At 60.8% G+C, this 19,820-nt stretch carries 12 protein-coding genes; 2 read left to right on the top strand and 10 right to left on the bottom strand.

What is annotated here, in order from left to right:
• Positions 1 to 91: 91 nt before the first annotated feature.
• From QQJ96_RS12045 to QQJ96_RS12010, 8 genes are all read right to left on the bottom strand, one after another.
• The gene (locus QQJ96_RS12045) at positions 92 to 1,093 is read right to left on the bottom strand and encodes a YncE family protein (protein WP_284332249.1); all 1,002 of its coding nucleotides are present in this window, start codon (positions 1,091 to 1,093) and stop codon (positions 92 to 94) included.
• The gene (locus QQJ96_RS12040; RefSeq protein WP_284332248.1) at positions 1,090 to 2,487 is read right to left on the bottom strand and encodes a sensor histidine kinase; all 1,398 of its coding nucleotides are present in this window, start codon (positions 2,485 to 2,487) and stop codon (positions 1,090 to 1,092) included. Before QQJ96_RS12040 ends, QQJ96_RS12045 begins: the two co-directional genes overlap by 4 nt.
• Positions 2,487 to 3,173, bottom strand: coding sequence for a response regulator transcription factor (locus QQJ96_RS12035; RefSeq protein ID WP_284332247.1), 687 nt, complete (start codon positions 3,171 to 3,173; stop codon positions 2,487 to 2,489). Before QQJ96_RS12035 ends, QQJ96_RS12040 begins: the two co-directional genes overlap by 1 nt.
• Before the next feature lie 160 nt (positions 3,174 to 3,333).
• The gene (locus tag QQJ96_RS12030; RefSeq protein ID WP_284332246.1) at positions 3,334 to 5,952 is read right to left on the bottom strand and encodes a TonB-dependent receptor; all 2,619 of its coding nucleotides are present in this window, start codon (positions 5,950 to 5,952) and stop codon (positions 3,334 to 3,336) included.
• A 451-nt stretch (positions 5,953 to 6,403) separates the two neighbouring features.
• Positions 6,404 to 7,114 (bottom strand): SDR family NAD(P)-dependent oxidoreductase, encoded by a 711-nt coding sequence (locus QQJ96_RS12025; RefSeq protein WP_284332245.1) that lies wholly within the window; start codon positions 7,112 to 7,114, stop codon positions 6,404 to 6,406.
• Between the two features lie 101 nt (positions 7,115 to 7,215).
• Positions 7,216 to 8,187 (bottom strand): LysR family transcriptional regulator, encoded by a 972-nt coding sequence (locus QQJ96_RS12020; protein ID WP_284332244.1) that lies wholly within the window; start codon positions 8,185 to 8,187, stop codon positions 7,216 to 7,218.
• A 146-nt stretch (positions 8,188 to 8,333) separates the two neighbouring features.
• Entirely contained in the window at positions 8,334 to 9,410 is a 1,077-nt protein-coding gene (locus tag QQJ96_RS12015) for an NAD(P)H-dependent flavin oxidoreductase (protein WP_284332243.1), read from the bottom strand.
• A gap of 120 nt (positions 9,411 to 9,530) precedes the next feature.
• Positions 9,531 to 10,697, bottom strand: a complete 1,167-nt coding sequence (locus tag QQJ96_RS12010; RefSeq protein ID WP_284332242.1) for a M23 family metallopeptidase — start codon at positions 10,695 to 10,697, stop codon at positions 9,531 to 9,533.
• Positions 10,698 to 10,701: 4 nt separating this feature from the next.
• Here QQJ96_RS12010 and QQJ96_RS12005 point away from each other — a divergent pair, with 4 nt between their 5' ends.
• Positions 10,702 to 11,253, top strand: coding sequence for a GFA family protein (locus tag QQJ96_RS12005; protein WP_486599109.1), 552 nt, complete (start codon positions 10,702 to 10,704; stop codon positions 11,251 to 11,253).
• Between the two features lie 396 nt (positions 11,254 to 11,649).
• On the top strand, positions 11,650 to 12,480 hold the full coding sequence (locus QQJ96_RS12000) for a phosphatase PAP2 family protein (protein WP_284332240.1): 831 nt from the start codon (positions 11,650 to 11,652) through the stop codon (positions 12,478 to 12,480).
• A gap of 34 nt (positions 12,481 to 12,514) precedes the next feature.
• Here the strand turns inward: QQJ96_RS12000 and QQJ96_RS11995 are convergent, their stop codons facing one another.
• Both QQJ96_RS11995 and QQJ96_RS11990 read right to left on the bottom strand, forming a co-directional pair.
• Positions 12,515 to 14,134, bottom strand: a complete 1,620-nt coding sequence (locus QQJ96_RS11995) for a response regulator (protein WP_284332239.1) — start codon at positions 14,132 to 14,134, stop codon at positions 12,515 to 12,517.
• Positions 14,131 to 19,527 carry a HAMP domain-containing protein gene (locus QQJ96_RS11990; RefSeq protein ID WP_284332238.1) on the bottom strand — a complete coding sequence of 1,799 codons (5,397 nt, stop codon included), beginning with the start codon at positions 19,525 to 19,527 and terminating at the stop codon, positions 14,131 to 14,133. Before QQJ96_RS11990 ends, QQJ96_RS11995 begins: the two co-directional genes overlap by 4 nt.
• Between the last annotated feature and the right edge of the window lie 293 nt (positions 19,528 to 19,820).

Raw genomic sequence — 19,820 nt, 5'->3', positions numbered from 1 at the left:
TCCTGCTCCAGGACCGAGCAGGATTTGCGAAACCCAGCTGAGACTCGACGCTAATCAGGTGCGGGCAGGGGGGTGAGGCATGGGTCTGTGCTTAGGGCTTCCCTACCACCAGCAAGGTAAACCCACTTACCGGCTTGCCTTTCTCCGCTACCTTCGCACCCACCAGGTAGACCTGGTTCGACGCCGTATCCAGCGCCATGGTGCGCGCGCTCTTCATGGTCGGCACATCCACCACCTTGGAGTACTGATCCGCCGAATCCTGGTGATACACGTTGAGCACGCCATCACGGCTGGAAGCGAAGACGTCATGCGTCTGAGGGTCGTAGGCCGCGGCATCGGGCCGCTTGCCGATCGGCAGCTTGGCGACCTGATGGCCGTCCGTCGCGTCGGTGACAATTAGCCAGCCATTGGCACAGGCGGAAAACAGCCGCTTGTTCGCTGCGTCCAGCGCCAAACCGGTCGGCCCTTCGCACGGTGCCAGCGACCAGGTGTGCAACACCTTGCCCGCCTTGATGTCGATATGCGCCAGCTCGGCCTTGTCTTCGATGTTGTTGTAGACATTGCCCTGGCCGTCACTGACGGCGAATTCCGGGTTGCCATCCAGTGCGATCGTGCTCAGCTCCTTGCCGCTGGCCGGATCGATCACGCTGATGTTGTTGCTGTCGCCGTTCATGGTCAGGACGTGCGAGGTAGCCGCATCGTAGATGATGGCATCCGGGTCCTTGCCGCTGATGGCGATATGGCCGGTGACCTTGAGGGTATCCAGATCGATCACGCTGACGTTGTTGCCATGGCCGTTGCTGGCATAGGCGCGATGCAGGCTGGGTACCAATGCCACGCCGTGCACGTGCTGCATGCCTGGAATTTCCTTGAGCAGCTTGCCGCTGGCCGGATCGGCCACCATCACCCGGTCGTCGCGCGCAATGAACAGGCGATGCCCAGCCTCGTCCAGGCTCAGGTAGTCCCAGCTACCCGTACCGCCGAGCGCATATTGATGCGTGAGCTTGTAGGCATTGGAGCTTTGCGCCGCAGCCCATAGCGGCGTGCAAAGCAGGCCTGCCAGGGCAAATGCCTGCACGATGTTCTTGTTCATGGGGAGACTCCCTTGGTGAAGTTTTGGGGGTAAGTGAAATCCAACTGCACGCGCAAACCGGGGCCGGCATCGGCGAGCGTCAGCCTGATCTCGTGCAGATCGGCTACCGCTGCGACCAGGGCCAGGCCCAGACCGTTGCCGGGGGTGGTGCGTGAAGCATCCAGGCGCACGAAACGCTTCAAGACGCGGCTGCGTTCGTGTGCGGGGATGCCCGGACCGGCATCTTCAATGATGACCCGGCAAACCTTATCTAAAGCTTCAAGCTTCAGGCGGACCGGCGTGCCGGGCGGGGTATGGCGCAAGGCGTTCTCGATCAGGTTGACGAACATTTGCGTAAGCAGCAAGGCGTCGCCATGCACGTGGACCCCTTGGGCGATATCGGCGTGGAGCATACGCCCGACGTCCTCCACCAGGGGGCGATAGTCTTCCGCCAGGCGCTCCAGCAAGGGGGAAAGCGCCACGCCGGCAAAGCCGGCCCGCCGCTGGCGACTCTCGACTTTGGCAATGCGAAGCAGGGCGCCGAAGGTCTCCAGCACGCTGTCGACGTCCGTGAGGGCGCGCTCGCAAGCCTTGTCATAGCTTTCGACGCTGGTGGCTTCCTGCATCGCGGCCTCCAGCCGCTGGCGCAGATGGGTGAGCGGGGTGCGCAAGTCATGTGCGATATCGCTCGACACCTGGCGCAGCCCTTCGACCAGGGTCTGGATGCGTTCCAGCATGCTGTTCAGCGACACAGCAAGGCGATCGAACTCGTCGCCACGCCGGGTTATCGCTACGCGCGCCCCAAGGTCGCCTGCTGCAATGCGGGAGGCGGCAGTGGCGATCACTTCCACGCGCCGCAAATAGCTGAGCGAGGTGACCATACCACCTGCCAGCGCTAGCAGGACCACGGCGAGGCTGGCCCAGGTGAATGTCTGTTTCAGCAGGGCATCCAACTGCTCGACACTCGCCAGGTCGCGGCCCACCGCCAGCACGCGGCCATCCTCCAGGACGGTGCCCAATACCAGCATGTGGCGAACATATTCGTCGCCTCCCACATGCTCTTCGCGTTGTTCCACCGTGCTCCAGCCAATTGCCGGCTCGTGCAGCACATCGCCAGCGATCAGCGTGTGGTCGCGTTCGAACAAGCTGTAGTCGTAGGGATTGCGTGGCGCTCTGGCCAACGCTCTGCGCACCGAATTGGCGCGTAGATTGGCCGGCTGGGCGACTACTTCGCTGGTCTCGTCGGAGATGTCTTGGCGCAACTGGTTTTCGATGTAGTTGCGCGCAGCCAGCCAGGACACCAGGAACAACGCCAAGGCTGCCAGCGCGAACAAGAAAGCCTGCAGTGCCGCCAGACGGAATGCGGCGCTCTTGAGCAAGCGTGCGCCAAGGCCGGAACTCGCAGGGGCAGTCATCAGTGATCTTGTTTTCCGCACAGCATGTAGCCTTCGCCCCGTACCGTGCGCAGCAGGCGCGGCCCGAAGAAATCGCGCTCGATCTTGCCGCGTAGCCGGCAGATATGCGTATCGACCAGATTGCTCTGGAACGACGACTGGAAGCCCCATACGTGCTCCAGCAGCATGGTGCGGGTAATCACTTCGTCTGCATTCAAGGCGAAGTACTTGAGCAAATCCCATTCACGCGGTTGCAAATGGATCTGGCGCCCGGCGCGGAAAACGCGCTGGGTAATCAGGTCGAGTTCCAGATCGCCCACTCGCAGCGTAGTGGCCGCGCTCGTATAAGCGCTGCGGCGGCAGATGGCGTTGAGCCGCGCGATCAGTTCGCTCAGCGCAAACGGCTTACCGAGATAATCGTCGGCACCGGCCTCCATGCCCTCGATGCGGGCATCCACGTCGCCCAGCGCCGTGAGCATCAAGACCCGCGCATGGGTGCCGCTGTTACGCAGGGTTCGCAATACGTTCATGCCATCGACCGCGGGCAGCATGCGATCGAGAATGATCACGTCGTATTCTTGCGCGCTTGCGCGCGAAAGGCCATCGCTGCCATTGCCGCTCTCGTCAACGCAATGCCCGCGCGCCTGCAGTCCCGAGGACACATACGATCGCGTATCCATATCATCTTCAACCAGCAGGATTTTCATGGCGTGCGCTGCAAATGTCGTGCGGTAACGGCTAAGCAAGCCTGAACAAGCTTGCAAATTCATGACAAGGTCATCCGGGTGACGTGTTTGTTGGCCCCTCCCCCATGAACGGTAGGGGAGGGGCTAGATGGTGACCCGGCTTTTTTTATCCTTGGCCCGTTCAGAACTGGAACCGAATCCCCGCCAGATAAGTCAAGTCGTAGAACTCGCGCTGGATCGGACGGTTCGGTGTACCCTGATAGAACGCATGCGGCGTGTTCAGCAGGTTCTTCACATCGAAATAGATCGACCAGTTCTGCGGAAATTCATAGCTCGCGCCGAAGTCCATCGACGTACGCTTCGCGTTGAACACGTCGCTGGTGCGATCGGTGCCGATGGCAAACAGGTCGGCCGAGACCGAATAGGCAGCCAGGTTCACCGAAAGCCCGCCGCGCTTATAGAACAGCGAAGCGTTCCAGGTGTTCTTCGAGGTTGACGGCAGCAAGGAATACTCGCCTGGACGAATCTCAAAGCGCGAATCCACCCAGGTGTAGTTGGCGCCGGCGCCCAGGCCCTGCAGCCAGTCCGGCAGGCCGCGGAACTGCTGGTTCCAGTTCAGTTCCAGGCCGCGCGCAAAGGACGAACCGGCATTCTGGTAGGTATAGACGCGCAGCGGTTGGGGATTGCCGGGCAGCACGCTGGTATCGAACGACGCGGTGGTTTGTGCGGCAACGATGTAGTTGGAGATTTCCTTGTCGAACACCCCGATGGACGCGATGCCGCCACCGGGCAGGTATTTCTCGAAGCTGAAGTCCACGCTGTTTGCCGTGGCGGGCTTGAGCGACGGGTTGCCGGTGGTCACGATGCCCGAGCCCAGATCCACGGACAGCGCCGGGCTGTTCTGGTTGAAGCCGGGGCGGGCGATGGTGGAGGAATAAGCCAGGCGCAGCAGCATGTCGTCGCCCAGGTCGTAGCGGAACTGCACGCTGGGGAAGATGTTGTGATAACGATGCCGGTTGGTGATCGGATTGGCGAAGTTATTGCCATTGGCGTCGACGCCGGCGGAGAACGCGTTGGTGCGGTTATTGGTCTGCTCGTAGCGAAAGCCAGCCAGGATACCCAGGTTGCCGTAGGTTCCCATGTACTCGCCGTAGCCGGCATAGACATCTTCGTGTACGTCGGAGAATTGCTGCTCAGCGCTCAGTATCTGGGCGGCCCCGATGCTGCCGTAGCCAAAAATGTGCTGCAGCGCGCCCGGAATGATGTCTTGACCGTTCTGGTAATTGCCGTCGTAGTAGGTCTCCGGCGTGCCACTCGATACGCTGCTCAAGGAAATCGGTGTGCTTGCCACGGCATACGGTTGCGAATTGGTTTGCTTGTGACGCTGGCGTACGCTCAGGCCGAAGTTGATCGATTCATCGCTGAGACTGCCCCAATTGACGTCCGTCTTGGAGTTAATGGCGTAAGTCATCTCACGATCGAAGTTGTACGCTGTGCTGTTGTTGATGGATGTCAGCGTGTAGTTCGCCGGGTCCAGGTAGCCTGGTGCGCCGGAGATGGTATACAAGGGAACATTGCCCGGGCCGGTGGGGCCATAAGTGACCTGGCCTTGCGATCCGGCCGGCGAGTTGTAGGTGAAGGTGGAGTTGTAGTCATAGGGCTTCTTGTAAGTGCCCTCGACGTAGGCGATGTGATAGTCGATGGTGGTTTCGCTACCTTTGAATTCGTTCTGGCCGCCAAGCATGTAGAAATGCTCGCGCGAAGTTTCCTGTTCGTCGCGCAGCGACTTGGTGATGGCGTTGGGGAAGGTCAGCGTATCCTGCAGCATGCCGTTCGACGACACCGTGGTGTTGCCGTCGGGGATGACGTCGAAATACTGGCGCTTGTATTTTTCCGTGTAGCCGGCTTCGAAAGCACGGAAGTACCACTGGTTGTCATCGTCGGGTTGATAGCTCATGTCGACGGCATAGCCATGGCGGCGGCGATGCAGTTCGTAGTCGCGCTGTTCGATGTCGTTGACTGCCTGGTAGGGATGCGCGCTGTCGTTGAAATAGGCTGGCTCCACGTCATCGATGCCGCGCGAGTCGACGTGACTGGAAGCGGTCAGCGAGATCGAGAAGGGGCCGTAACGGCCGCCACCGGTAAGAGAGAAGTTGCTTACGCCGGTGCCGCGCAACGGTTCATAGCCGCCGCCCACGTCGCCTTCGAGGAACGAGCCTTGCTCTTCCGGTGCCGTCTTGGGCAATACTTCGATCGTGCCGCCTAGCGCTTCGGCATCCTGGCTGGGCAGGTTCGACTTGGTTACGTTGACCGCGCCAATGAAGCCGGTCGGGATGGAATCCAATGCCACGGCGCGATAGCCGCCGAACGGCGATGCATTATTGGTGGGCAGCAGGCGCACGCCGGCATAGCTGATGCCGTTTAAGTCCGCGTCAAAACCACGAATATTGACGTAACGGCCTTCGCCTTCGTCGGTCTCCATCGACACGCCGGGAATACGGCGAACTGCTTCAGCGGTGTTGACGTCGGGCAACGATCGGATCTCGTCGCCGGTGCGGATATTGATCAGGTTGGGCGCGTTTTGCTGGGTAAAGCGGGCCATTTCCTCGGTAGTGCGCGGCGCTACCACATGCACACCCTGCAGATCCTTCGGCTTTTTCCTGTTCTCGGGCTGTTCGTCGTCGCTGTCCGTGGCTGCAGGGGCATTGGTGTTGGACGGTCCATGCGCTGCAGCGGAAGGCGTACTTTGATCCCCCGCGTAACCGGGTGCACACCAGGCACCAAGACCAACGATTGCCATACAGCTTAGGATTGCCTTAGTTAAACTTGAACGTTGCATGAAACGAGCCTCGATTGGGAAAAACTCGCCCTGGACGCATGCGGAACATGCGTCACGGAAGAGCGTTGGGGGACTCGTTCAAACTAGAAGTTGCGTATGACGATTTTGTTGCTGTCGATTGACGATGCGGTAAGACATCCTTCAATAATGAAGAAAATCACATGCGCATGTGAGCAATAGGTATAGGTGCTTGACGATCGCCGATAGAGGGCGCGGGCGCGATCACGTGGTTAGTTCTGCTTAGCCTGCCGCTGCTTTCGGTACTCGGGCACCGGCAATCCGCCCCAGCCCCAGTTCGTAGGCTGGGATGCTAATCCCAGCTTGCTAGGTTGCGTCCTAATGCTGGGATTGCCATCCCAGCCTACAAGCTCTTTGGCATTAGGCGGGCATCGCGCCCGCCCCATGTCGGTTATTAGTGACCAGCGCTCTGGCCACCGTCGACGTGCAGGATCTCGCCGGTGACGAAACCCGCAGATTCCAGGAACAGCACGGCGTCCGTGACGTCGCTGACCTCTCCCAGGCGGCCGACCGGATGCAACGAGGCCAGTGCGGCATGGGTTTCGGGCGCATGCATCGGAGTCTTGATCACGCCCGGCGCTACTGCGTTGACGCGAACACCGCGCTTGGCGTACTCGATGGCGAGCGACTTGGTCGCTGCATTGAGGCCACCCTTGGTCAGCGAAGCCAGTACCGAGGGCACACCGTCGATGGCATATTCGGCCAGCGTCGTGGTGACGTTGACGATGTGGCCGCTGCGCTGCTTCTCCATCTCGGCGATGGCCAGCTGCGTGATATGGAAGAAGCCATTGACGTTGATCCCCAATATGTTGGCGTAATCCTCGGCGGTGTAGGCAGTAAACGGCTTGGCAATGAAGATGCCGGCGTTGTTGACCAGCGTATCGATGCGGCCAAAGCGAGCCATCGCTTCCTTCACAATGCGCTCTGCCACGGCGCGATCGGAAATGTCGCCGGCAACAGCCAGCACGTCAGGATCGCCGGACGGCTTGATGGAGCGCGAGTTGGCCACGACGCGATAGTCGCGATCGCGAAATGCCTTGACCAGGCCTGCGCCAATACCTTGGGATGCGCCGGTAACGACGGCGACTTTGCGTGAGCTGTTCATGCTGATGACCTCTGAAGAAAGGGAAGCCAGCGCGCTACCAATCAGTTGTGGAGCGCCGACGCCTTCAATCTAGGCTCATCGCGTGGATTAGCGAATCCCTGCTATCCGGCAGACATTCTTCCGCGGCGCGGTGGAATCGGTGCCTGCGGCTTGGTTTCCACATCCCTGGCCAGGCTTGCGAATTGCGTGCGTAGGCGGGGCAGGGCGAAGTCGACGAAAGCGCGCACTTTCGGTACGGAAAGACGTCCATACGGTGCTACGACATGCACCGGAATCGGCGCCTGCTCCGCATCCGCAAGTACGATGCGCAGCAGCCCCTGCTTGATTTCTTCGGCTACGTGATAGGACAGCAGGCGCGTAACGCCATGGCCTTCGACGGTCGAGGCGATCGTCGCCCGTACGTTGTTCACGATCAGGCGCGGCGCGACGGGCACGACTCGTGGGACTGACGAGCCTTCAAGCGGTGGAAAAGTCCACGACTCCACTCCGCTATGTTGCAGGGCGATAACCGGATGCTTGGATAGATCCCCTGGTTCATCGATGCGAGGATGCGTGGCCAGGTAGCGGGGTGAGGCCACGATTACCCTGCGCACCTCGCCGACACGATGCGCGACCAGGGTCGAATCGGGAAGATGCGTGATGCGCAAGGCCAGGTCCATGCCTTCGTCGATCAGGTTGACCGGCCGTTCCAGCAGATACATCCGCACACTGACGGTCGGGTATTGCTCCATGAACGCATCCACGATCGGACGCAGCAGTTCCACGCCCGCATAGACGGTGGCGGTAATCGTAAGCGTGCCGCGGGGCACGGATTTTTCCCCTGCCGCCTGGCGATCCGCTTCTTCCAGATCTGCAAGCACTTTCCGGCAAGCCATGGCATAGCGTTCGCCGGCTTCGCTGAGCTTGATGGAGCGGGTAGTCCGATGCAGCAGCGGCACACCTACGTGTGCTTCCAGGAAAGCGATTGCGCGGCTGACTGCCGCCGCGGAACGCCCGGTCTTTCGGCTTGCACCGGCAAGGCTGCCTTCATCCAGCGCCGTAACGAAGACTTTCATGGCGTCGATGCGGTCCATACGGCGTGCCTCTTGGTTTGTGCGTGGATGGCGGCAGCCGGAAGTTTGCTACAGGTTTGGGGATGCCGTGTAGGCTGGGATGACAATCCCAGCTTCGCGATGCTGCATGTATGGCAATGCTGGGATTGCCATCCCAGCCTACTCGCTCAATGCAGCGCCAACTCCAGTTCGTGCTCCAATTCCCGCATCAACGCGTGCGTAGGTAACGCTCGCGCCAACGGCGCCCCTTGTCCAGCCCATTGCGCTCCATAACCGGTCAAGCCCGCAGCCTTGCCCGCCGCATTCAACGCTTTTCCAGCATCGTAAGTAATCGGATAGTCAGGCACTGCATTGTCGGGCACGGTGGCGCCCCAATGGGTGAAGTCATTCGCCAGACTGCGCGCGGGTCGTCCGGAAATGACGCGCGTCATGACGGTGTGATGCGCAGCATCGCTGAACAACCGCTCGCGAAAAGCCTGGTCCGCCAGCGATTCATCCGTGGCGATAAAAGCCGTGCCCAATTGCGCGGCTACCGCGCCTAATTTCATGACCGCGGCAATGCCGGCACCATCCATGATGCCGCCCGCCGCGATCACGGGAATGCCTAGCGTGCGTACCAGCAAGCGCGTGAGGGCGAATGTCCCCAGGCGACTGTCTTCATCATCCGGTTCGAACACGCCACGATGTCCACCTGCTTCATAGCCCTGCGCGACGATGGCATCGACACCTGCGGTTTCGAGCGCTTTGGCCTCTTGTGTATTCGTGGCCGAACCCAGCAGTACAATGCCGGCTTCATGCAGCGCCGCGAGCTGGTCCGGTCGCGGTACGCCGAAGTGAAAGCTCACGACTTGCGGCTTTTCTTCCACCAGCATGGCCAGCATGTCGTCGTCGACAAGAAAGGATGTATAGACCTCGCGCAGGTTTGCGGGCGGTTGCGCGTTGGCACGTCCAAACTGCGAGTCCAGACGCTGCAGCCATGCGCTTTCCTTTTGCGGATGGGCCTGGGCGGGCCGATGCACGAACACGTTCACGTTGAGCGGCCCCTGGCTCAGCTCGCGGAACTGATGAATCGCTTGCCGTGCTTGCGGTGCAGTCATGGCGCCTACACCGAGCGAGCCGAGACCGCCGCAGTTGCTTACGGCTGCCGCCATGGCGGGCGATGACACGCCGGCCATCGGCGCCTGGACGATGGGTAGCCGGATGCCAAGTCGGCCGAGCAATGGCGAGTAGGGCGAAGCCGCCATGAATGGAAACTCCTGTGCAGAACGGTGAACGGTGGGGACAATCACGGAAGGGCAGGATACTTTACGCGCGCCGGCGTGAGGATCGAAGCCATGCCGCATGGGAGCTAGGGATGCTTTGATCTATTCCACGTACCCGTCACCGCCGAAATCGACGACCATCAACGGCGCTGGAAATTCACCCCTGCGGACATCAGCCTCGGTCTTGGTCGAGGGCAGCCACGGCTTTCCCTGATCGAAGGCTTCGATGGAGGTGTACGTGCCCCGGACACGGAAACGCTCCAGAGCATAGGGCAAGCCCTCCGCGCTGAGCGGTGCATTGGCGTCGCTGACATGAAAATGCAGGTGGGGGCCGGTGGATTCGCCGGTAAAGCCCAATTGCCCGATGACTTGCCCGCGACGCACGTGGTCACCGGCTTTTACTGTGATGCTGGCCGGCTTGAGATGTTCGTAAAACGCGTAGCGCCCATCACCCAGTGCCAGTGCCACGTAGTTGCCTGCCGCATTTTCCAGCGAGACCTTGTGCGCGGCACCCTCGGCGAGCGTGCGGGCTTCAGGAATGCCCTCGCCGGTGGACGCCACCACGGCGTCAGCAACGGCCAACACCTGGGCGCCGTAACCAAACCACTGCGCAGGCGTAGCACCATCGCCACGTGCATAGCCGCCATGGTCGCCGACCAGGATCCAGTCGATCGCAAATCGCCCGGGAATGTGCACGGTTCCGTTGGTCGCGTAGAGCACGCGGCGATGGCCACGTTCCCAACGGGCATCGTAGATGGCTACCCAGGGACCGCCACGCAACGGTGGCCCCAACTGCAATGGCTTGGGTGGATCGATCGCGAAGGTCCCGCCTTCGACATGAAAAGTCTGTCCTGAACTCGTCGCGTACAAGATGCGATGCTTGATGCCGCCTTTAGCTGCCGTGCTGCTGTCTATGGGAGTCGACAGGAAGGCGATGGCAGAGATGCCGGGCGGTAGCAGGGCATTGTCGTGATCGGCGGGGTGGTCGGGCCGGCCGAGTATCTGGTCGAGTGCGGTTTTCCCCCATTCGGCCAGCACATGATCTTGTGCATCCAGTACGGTGAGTTGCGTCAGCTTCAGTGGTTCCTGCGCGTAGTTGGTCACGCGTAGCTCATAAACTAGCGATGTCTTGCCATCCACCTGCACCGGCTGCGGTATCCACGGCACGTGCAGGTCGAATGACTGCTTCTGCGGTGTGCGTTGCGCGATCGCGCCGGCAGCGGCAAGACTCAGCAACAGGGCCACCAGGGAACGGTGCCAGGCATTCACTCACATGCTCCGCAGCAGAAAAGCGTGTGCCAGCTTGCGGGCAACGTCCAGGAGGAGCCAATGCCAGAGGTCACTGCTGAAATGCTTCCCATCGGCGTCGTACCATCCACGATGGTCCTGGGCATTGCCAAAACCTCCATGGAGCATCGTCATGTCAAGCAGAACAGCCTCCTGCTATTGCGGGCAGCTAAGGATAGAAGTCCAGGGGGAAATCCTTGGCACGGGCGTTTGCCACTGCCTGGCCTGCCAGCAACGAACAGGCAGCATGTTCGCTGCGCTTGCAGCTTTCGCCATGCCCTATACGGTTAGCGGTGCGGCCGCCGAGTTCGTTCGCACCGGCGACCAGGGCGCGAAGTTTTGTTTTCGGTTCTGCCCCATCTGCGGCAGTAACGTGTTTCATACCGAAGTAGGCAATGACAACTATGTAATGGTGGCAGTGGGGGCCTTTGCCGACCCCAGCTTTCCAGCACCGCAGGATTCCGTCTACGAATGCCGCCGGCATCCGTGGGTGCAATTGCCGGCAGGCATCACCCGCTACGACAAAGACCCGATGTGAGGAAATCCGGTCGCCACGCCCTCTGCTTTGCCTCAAATATCCCATCCATTTTCATTTGCGCCGATCCGCACGGCATTCGCCAGACGAAGCTGTCGGTGAGAGAAGACGGTTCGCCGACGATGTTTCCGGCCAGCGGAATGGTGCTGGGAGGCGCCGAACATCCATGGAGCGTAGGCTGGGATGACAATCCCGGCATCGGGATGCCGTGTGGAAAAGCTGGGATTATCATCCCAGCCTACGCGCTTTTCTTCGTACTCGATGGCCGCTTCATCGCACCTGGGCGCCCGAGCGGGCGATCATCCTGATGGTTGAGACGGTCGCCATCGTTCCTACCGGCGACGCCTGAGCATTCATTGTCTTGTCGTGGTGCAGGCGTGAAAGCGGCCGAGCGCGGCCGTGAACGCAAAACCGTGGCCGAATGCGGTTTGCAGCCGACCGTTACAGCAAACTGTTTTTCACATTTGGACCACAGCGCAATGGGTACATCAGAGAGCTGTCACCGCCCTGCAGCAGTTTGCGCCCACAATGAATCCCTTTGATCTTTCCGTTCTCCGGTTTATCAACCACTTCGCGTTTCGTTCGACTCTTTTCGACTACATGGCGATGGCCATCGAAAAGTTCTATTTCACACGCGGTCTTGGCTTGATCTGTTTGCTGTGGTGGATCTGGTTCCGGAACGGACCCGATGCGCGCCGCGATCGGGAAATCGTCGTCTGCACGGCTGCGGCGACCATGCTTTCGTTAATCATAGGCAGGCTACTCGCCCATTATCTGCCGTTCCGGGTGCGCCCCTTTGCCGATCCTGCCTTGGCCATGCACTTCCCTGCGGAGGTCTCCACCTGCAAGGCTCCCATCATGCGTTCGTGGAGTTCCTTTCCCAGCGACCACGCGATGATGTGGTGCGCGGTGGCAACCGGCGTTTACCTGGCCTCTCGAAGGTTGGGCATCGTTGCGTTTATCTACACCATCGCCTTCATCTGCTTCCCGCGCGTGTACCTGGGCATGCATTATCCGACGGATATATTGGCTGGCGTTGCTCTAGGCGTCGTGATCTGCCTGCTGCTCAATCATGCCGTGATTCGGCAGCGTATTGCCGCTCCGGTACTGGAGTGGTCGGTCAAGTACCAGGGAGCCTTTTACGTTTGCATCTTCCTGCTGAGCTTCGAGCTGGCCAGCCAGTTCGATGAGTTGCGCAAGCTGAGCGAATTCCTGTGGGACAGAGCCTGAGAAGCCGATTTTGGGAGCTGCGATGGCTCTGCGCTCATGCCGGTTGCGTAGCCTCCACCGCTATAATCGCCTCATGCAGCTGGGTCAGCGTAAAAGGCTTGTTGAGCACTCGCACGCTGTCGGGAATATTCGAGATGGCATCCGCATGACCGGTGATGATGATGGCCGGCAGCGAGTTTTTCCTGGCGCGCAGCTTGCGGATGACCTCGGACCCGGACATCAGCGGCATGGCGTAGTCACTGATCAATACGTCCACGGCCTCCAGCTCCTCCTCCGGCAGTTCGGCAGCCTGCACACCGTCGGGCAGGGCGGTCACGCGATAGCCGAGCTCTTCGAGCAAGGTGGTGGTGGTCAGGCGCACTCCGTCGTGATCATCGACCAACAGGATATGCTGCATGCCACCCACCTGGGCGTGCGCCGGTTTTGACAGTGCTCGTGGTTTTTCCGCGGCGGTTTGCGGTAACTCCACTGCACGCGGCAGCCAGATCTCCACCGTGGTGCCCTGGCCAAGGCGGCTTTCGATCTGCACCATGCCGCCGGATTGGCGCGCGAAACCGTAAACCATGCTGAGACCCAGGCCGGTGCCTTTCCCCTGCGCCTTGGTGGTAAAGAACGGTTCGACCACTCGTTCGAGATCATTCGGTGAGATGCCTATGCCCGTGTCGGATATGGCCAGCACCACATAATCGCCGTCGGCCAGGCCGTTATGGCCGCCATGCGCATTTCTGCCGCTTATGCGTATCGTGCCGCCTTCGGGCATGGCATCGCGGGCATTGATTGCCAGGTTTACCACGGCCAGTTCCAACTGCCCTGCGTCGGCGTAGGGATGCCAGAGATGTTCTTGCCGTTCCCACTCAAGCGTTACCAGGCCGCCGAGCGTGTGTTCCAGCAGTTGCGTGACGGCGGTGGAAAGCGTCGCGATATCGATACTGGCCGGTTGCAGCTTCTGCTTGCGCGCAAAGGCCAGCAGGCGTGTAACCAGGGCTGCGCCCTGTTCGGCGGCGCGGCGCGTGATGGCGAAAAGCTTGCCATGCTCGGGCGCCATTGGTACGCGCATCTCCAGCATTTCCAGCCCGCCCAGTACCGCCGCAAGAAGATTGTTGAAATCATGCGCTATACCGCCGGTGATCTGGCCGAGCGCATCCATCTTGCGTGCATGCAGCAATTGCGATTCCAGTTCCTGCTCCTGCAGGGCTTTCACTTGCACTTCTCGCCGCATCATGAACAAGTCGACGAACACCGCCACCTTCGATTGCAGCACGACGGGTTCGACCGGCTTGAACACATAATCCACCGCGCCCATCGCATAGCCATGCAGCAAATGCTCCACTTCTTTGTTGACGGCGGAGAGGAAAATGATCGGAATGCGCTTGGTCTGTTCGCGCGCGCGAATCAGCTGCGCGGTTTCGTATCCGTCCATGCCCGGCATATAGACATCCAGCAGGATGACTGCGAAATCCCCCTTCAACAATTGTCGCAGCGCTTCCTCGCCCGAACCGGCGAGCACCACCTCCGCAATGTCTTCCAGTACGGTCTTGATTGCATGCAGGTTGCGCTCGTCATCGTCCACTAGCAGAACCCGCGCACGGGGGGTGTTCGATAGCGGTACCTCGCTGGAGGTCACGGAGGTAGACGACGAAGGAGAGAAATTCATGGACTATTCTCCAGCACCAGGTTCAACGTGCGGGGAGGCGTCGATGCGCGTTCGCGCGACCGTATTATCCAGACGCGCAGCAGCGCGAGCAGCAACTCGATGTCGACCGGCTTGGCGATGTAGTCGGAAGCCCCGGCGTCCAGGCATTTTTGCCGGTCGCCCTTCATCGCCTTGGCGGTGACCGCAATCAGCGGTACGCGAGCCAGCTTGGGCAGCGCACGAATCTGCTGCATGGTTTCGTAGCCGTCCATCTCGGGCATCATGATGTCGATCAGCGCAAGGTCGATGCCCGGCGTTTGTTCGAGAATGAGAATGCCGTCCCGCCCACGCTCGGCATGCAACACCTGCACATCATAGTTCTCCAGCACGCTGGTGAGCGAATAGATATTGCGGATATCGTCATCGACGATCAGGATTTTTGCCCCCGCCAGCTCGGGGACAGCGCGTAGGCCCGTCACCGGAAGGCTGGCGCCATCGGCAGTAAGGGGCGAGGGCGATATCGGCGTGTGGCGTATATACCTGGCAAGATCGTTGAACACCGTGGTCAGGTGCTCAAGCGTGGCGGGTTTTTCCGTCACCGGGTACTCGCTCAGCGATTGATCCGACTGCAGGTTGTCGGCGCCGGAAATGATATGGATCGGCACGTGCATGGTGTGAGGATCGTGCTTGAGCAAATCCAGCAGCACGAAACCATCGATGTCCGAGAGGCCAAGGTCCAGGGTGATTGCGCTGGGGCGCAGCTTGCGCGCCAGTGCCAGCGTGCCGGCACCGGCGGTCGAGACTATGCCCTTGAGTCCGGTGTCGCGCGCGATGTCGAGCAGGATCGAAGCGAAGGTGGGATCGTCCTCGATGATCAGCACGAACGGAGAATCGTCGATCGTATCGCGATCGTCGGTTACCTCCATCGGTGCCGGCAGCGCGTTGGGCACACTGGCGCCGCTGTTGTCATAGCGTGCATTGCCGATGTTGGAGGAAGAGGCCGCGTGCGAAGGCAGCTCCAGCGGGACGAACAGGGTGAAGGTGGAGCCTTGGCCGGGCGTGGAGCGCACTTGCAGTTCGCCACCCAGCAGGCGGGCGATTTCCCGGCTGATCGACAATCCCAGGCCGGTGCCGCCGTATTTGCGGCTGGTGGTGCCGTCGGCCTGCTGGAACGCTTCGAAGATCAGCTTCTGCTTGTCCTTGGGAATGCCGATGCCGGTGTCGGTGACGGCAATCTCGATGGTGCAATCCACATCGCGCAGCACCGGATGGTTGGTGCTCCAGCCTTCCTGCGCGCGATTGACGGCCAGCGTGACGCTGCCCTGCGAGGTGAACTTGAAGGCGTTCGACAGCAGATTGAGCATGATCTGCTGCAGGCGCTTTTCGTCAGTGCGGATGGAGGCCGGCAGCTCGGGGCTGAAATCCACCTGGAAATCCAGGTTCTTGTCGGCCGCCAGCTGACGGAAGGTGCGCTCCATATGCTGTTTCAGGCTGTTCATCGACATGTCGCCGACTTCGATCGACACCGTGCCGGATTCGATCTTGGACAGGTCCAGGATGTCGTTGATCAGGCTGAGCAGGTCCGAGCCCGCCGAGTGGATGGTGCGCGCGAACTCGATCTGCTTTTCGTTGAGGTTGCCCTGCGGGTTGTCGGCCAGCAGGCGCGAAAGGATGAGCAGCGAGTTCAGCGGCGTGCGCAGCTCGTGACTCATGTTGGCCAGGAACTCGGACTTGTATTTCGAAGTGAGCGAAAGCTGCTCCGCCTTTTCTTCCACCGCGCGGCGGGCGAGCTCGATTTCGAAGTTCTTGGCCTCCACCTGCTTCTTTTCGTTTTCCAGAAGCTGTGCCTTTTCCTGCAGCTCCTCGTTGGTGGTATGCAGCTCTTCCTGTTTGGTGGTCAGCTCGGTTTGCCGCGCCTGCAGCTCTTGCGTGAGCAGCTGCGATTGCTTCAACAGGCCTTCGGTGCGCATGGTAGCGGCGATCGTGTTGAGCACGATGCCGATCGATTCCATCAGCTGGTCGAGAAAGCTCTGGTGCGTTTCGTTGAAGCGGCTGAAGGAGGCCAGCTCGATCACGGCTTTTACGTCGTTCTCGAACAGCGCGGGCAGCACGGCGATGCTGGACGGCGCGGCCTGACCCAAGCCGGAGTGGATGCGAATGAAGTCCCCCGGCACATCCGACAGCAGGATCGCCCGCTTGTCGACCGCGCACTGTCCGATCAGGCCTTCGCGCAGCTTGAAGGTGGGCCTTAAGCTATCGCGGTTTCCCGCGCCGTAGCTGGCGACCAGGTCCAGCACGGTTTCGTTTTCTTCGCGGCGCGCTACGTAGAACACGCCATACTGCGCGTTCACCAGCGGTGCGAGTTCCGACATGATCAGGTTGGAAACCGTAGCCAGGTCGCGCTCGCCTTGCAGCATGCGGGAGAAGCGGGCGAGATTGGTTTTCAGCCAGTCCTGTTCCGCGTTCTTCAAGGTCTGGTCCTTGAGGTTGCGGATCATCTCGTTGATGTTGTCCTTCAGCGAGGCCATTTCGCCGGAAGCTTCCACCGCGATCGAACGCGACAGGTCGCCCTTGGTTACGGCGGTGGCCACGTCGGCGATCGAACGGACCTGGTTGGTCAGGTTGGCGGCCAGCTGGTTCACGTTATCGGTAAGGTCACGCCACAGGCCTGCTGCGCCGGGCACGCGCGCCTGGCCGCCGAGTTTGCCTTCGATACCCACTTCGCGCGCCATGTTGGTGACTTGGTCGGCGAAGGTGGCCAGGGTTTCGATCATGCCGTTGAAGGTTTCGGCGAGCGAGGCGATTTCGCCCTTGGCGTCCACCGTCAGTTTGCGCTTGAGGTTGCCTTGCGCCACCGCGGTCACCACTTCGGCAATGCCGCGCACCTGGTTGGTGAGGTTGGTCGCCATCAGGTTCACGTTGTCGGTCAGGTCCTTCCAGGTGCCACCGACGCCGGGTACCTGGGCCTGGCCACCGAGTTTGCCCTCGGTGCCTACCTCGCGTGCCACGCGCGTCACTTCCGAGGCGAAGGAGTTGAGCTGATCCACCATGGTGTTGATGGTGTTTTTCAGCTCCAGGATTTCGCCTTTCACGTCCACGGTGATTTTCTTGGACAGATCGCCACGCGCCACGGCCGTGGTGACTTCCGCGATGTTGCGCACCTGGCCGGTGAGGTTGTCGGCCATCAGGTTGACGTTGTCGGTCAGGTCCTTCCAGGTACCGGCAATACCGCGCACTTGCGCCTGGCCGCCGAGCTTGCCTTCGGTACCCACTTCGCGCGCCACGCGCGTCACTTCCGAGGCGAAGGAGTTGAGCTGGTCCACCATCGTGTTGATGGTGTTCTTCAGCTCCAGGATTTCGCCCTTCACGTCCACGGTGATTTTCTTGGACAGGTCGCCCAGCGCCACCGCGGTAGTCACCTCGGCGATATTGCGCACCTGGCCGGTGAGATTGGCGGCCATGGCGTTGACGTTCTGGGTCAGGTCTTTCCAGGTGCCGCCCACGCCGATCACTTGGGCCTGGCCGCCCAGCTTGCCTTCCGAGCCTACTTCGCGCGCCACGCGGCTGACTTCCGAGGCGAAGGAGTTGAGCTGGTCCACCATCGTGTTGATGGTGATCTTCAGCTCAAGGATTTCTCCCTTCACGTCCACGGTGATCTTCTTGGACAGGTCGCCGCGCGCCACGGCGGTGGTGACCTCGGCGATATTGCGCACCTGACCGGTGAGGTTGCCGGCCATCAGGTTGACGTTGTCGGTCAGGTCTTTCCAGGTGCCGCCGACACCTTCCACGCGCGCCTGACCGCCCAGCTTGCCTTCGGAACCTACTTCGCGCGCCACGCGCGTCACCTCCGAGGCGAAGGAGTTGAGCTGGTCCACCATGGTGTTGATGGTGTTCTTCAATTCAAGAATTTCACCTTTCACGTCCACGGTGATCTTCTTGGAAAGATCGCCTCGCGCCACGGCGGTGGTCACCTCGGCGATATTGCGCACCTGGCCGGTAAGGTTGTCGGCCATCAGGTTGACGTTGTCGGTCAGGTCTTTCCAGGTGCCCGCCACACCGGGCACCTGCGCCTGGCCGCCGAGCTTGCCTTCGGTACCCACCTCGCGCGCCACGCGCGTCACCTCGGAGGCGAAGCCGTTGAGCTGGTCCACCATCACGTTGATGGTGTTCTTCAGCTCCAGGATCTCGCCCTTGACGTCTACGGTGATCTTCTTGGAAAGATCGCCGGAGGCCACTGCGGTGGTGACTTCGGCGATGTTGCGCACCTGGCCGGTGAGGTTGTCGGCCATCAGGTTGACGTTGTCGGTCAGGTCTTTCCAGGTGCCCGCCACACCAAGCACTTGCGCCTGGCCGCCGAGCTTGCCTTCGGTACCCACCTCGCGAGCCACGCGCGTCACCTCGGAGGCGAAGCCGTTGAGCTGGTCCACCATCACGTTGATGGTGTTCTTCAGTTCAAGGATTTCACCCTTGACGTCCACCGTGATCTTCTTGGACAGGTCGCCGGAGGCCACCGCGGTGGTGACTTCGGCGATGTTGCGCACCTGGCCGGTGAGGTTGTCGGCCATCAGGTTGACGTTGTCGGTGAGGTCCTTCCAGGTGCCGGCCACGCCTTCCACGCGAGCCTGGCCACCGAGCTTGCCTTCGGTACCCACTTCGCGCGCCACGCGCGTCACTTCCGAGGCGAAGGAGTTGAGCTGGTCCACCATGGTGTTGATGGTGTTTTTCAGCTCCAGGATTTCGCCTTTCACTTCCACGGTGATCTTCTTGGAAAGATCGCCCGAGGCCACCGCCGTCGTCACCTCCGCGATGTTGCGTACCTGGCCGGTAAGATTGGTGGCCATGGCGTTGACGTTGTCGGTGAGGTCCTTCCAGGTGCCGGCTACGCCCACCACGCGTGCCTGGCCGCCGAGCTTGCCTTCGGTACCCACTTCGCGCGCCACGCGCGTCACTTCCGAGGCGAAGGAGGCAAGCTGCTCCACCATGGTGTTGACCACCTTGCCGATGCGCAGGAATTCACCGCGCAGCGGGCGCCCGTCGATTTCCACCGTCATCGATTGCGACAGATCGCCTTTGGCCACCGCACCGATGACGCGGGCCACTTCTGTGGTGGGCTGCACCATGTCCTCGATCAACTCGTTCACCGCGAGGATGGCGTTTTCCCACCCGCCGGTAGCGGCCTTGACCCGTCCGCGCTGGGTGATCTTGCCTTCCTTGCCGACCACCTGGGAGAGGCGCTCGAGTTCCGCCGTCATCTGCTGGTTGAGATCCACGACTTCGTTGAACAGTTGCGCCAGTTCGCCATCGGAACCTTGCAGGTCCTCGGGCAGGCGCACATTGAAATCGCCGCGGCGGAAACTGCGCAATGCGGCGATGACCTGACGACGTTCGAGAATTGCCCCTGTTTCGGTGTTCATGCAAGCCCTGTCAGTGAAAAGCTGGTGGACCCAGAGCCCTTCCGCGGGTTGTCGATAAAACGAACCCGCTTGCCGCACATTCCCAGTGCGGAGGCAATCAAAAAAGCACACTTGGGAACGCCATGCTAAGACGTCCGGAGGAAAGTGGCTATAACGAAAATACACGGAAACTTGCACGGTACCGTGATGCAAGAGATCTTTTCGTCAGGAAAATTTCAGCTCGCTTAGACGTCCGTAGGCCTGAACGTGTAGGACTCGTGAAAGCGTGCAAGCGAAGTGTTGGGTGCGCTTGT

The organism is Dyella flagellata (assembly GCF_030160275.1).
GTDB classification, from domain to species: domain Bacteria; phylum Pseudomonadota; class Gammaproteobacteria; order Xanthomonadales; family Rhodanobacteraceae; genus Dyella_B; species Dyella_B flagellata.
Note: the sequence above shows the minus strand (reverse complement) of the source record. Positions and strands in the feature narration are given on the sequence as shown.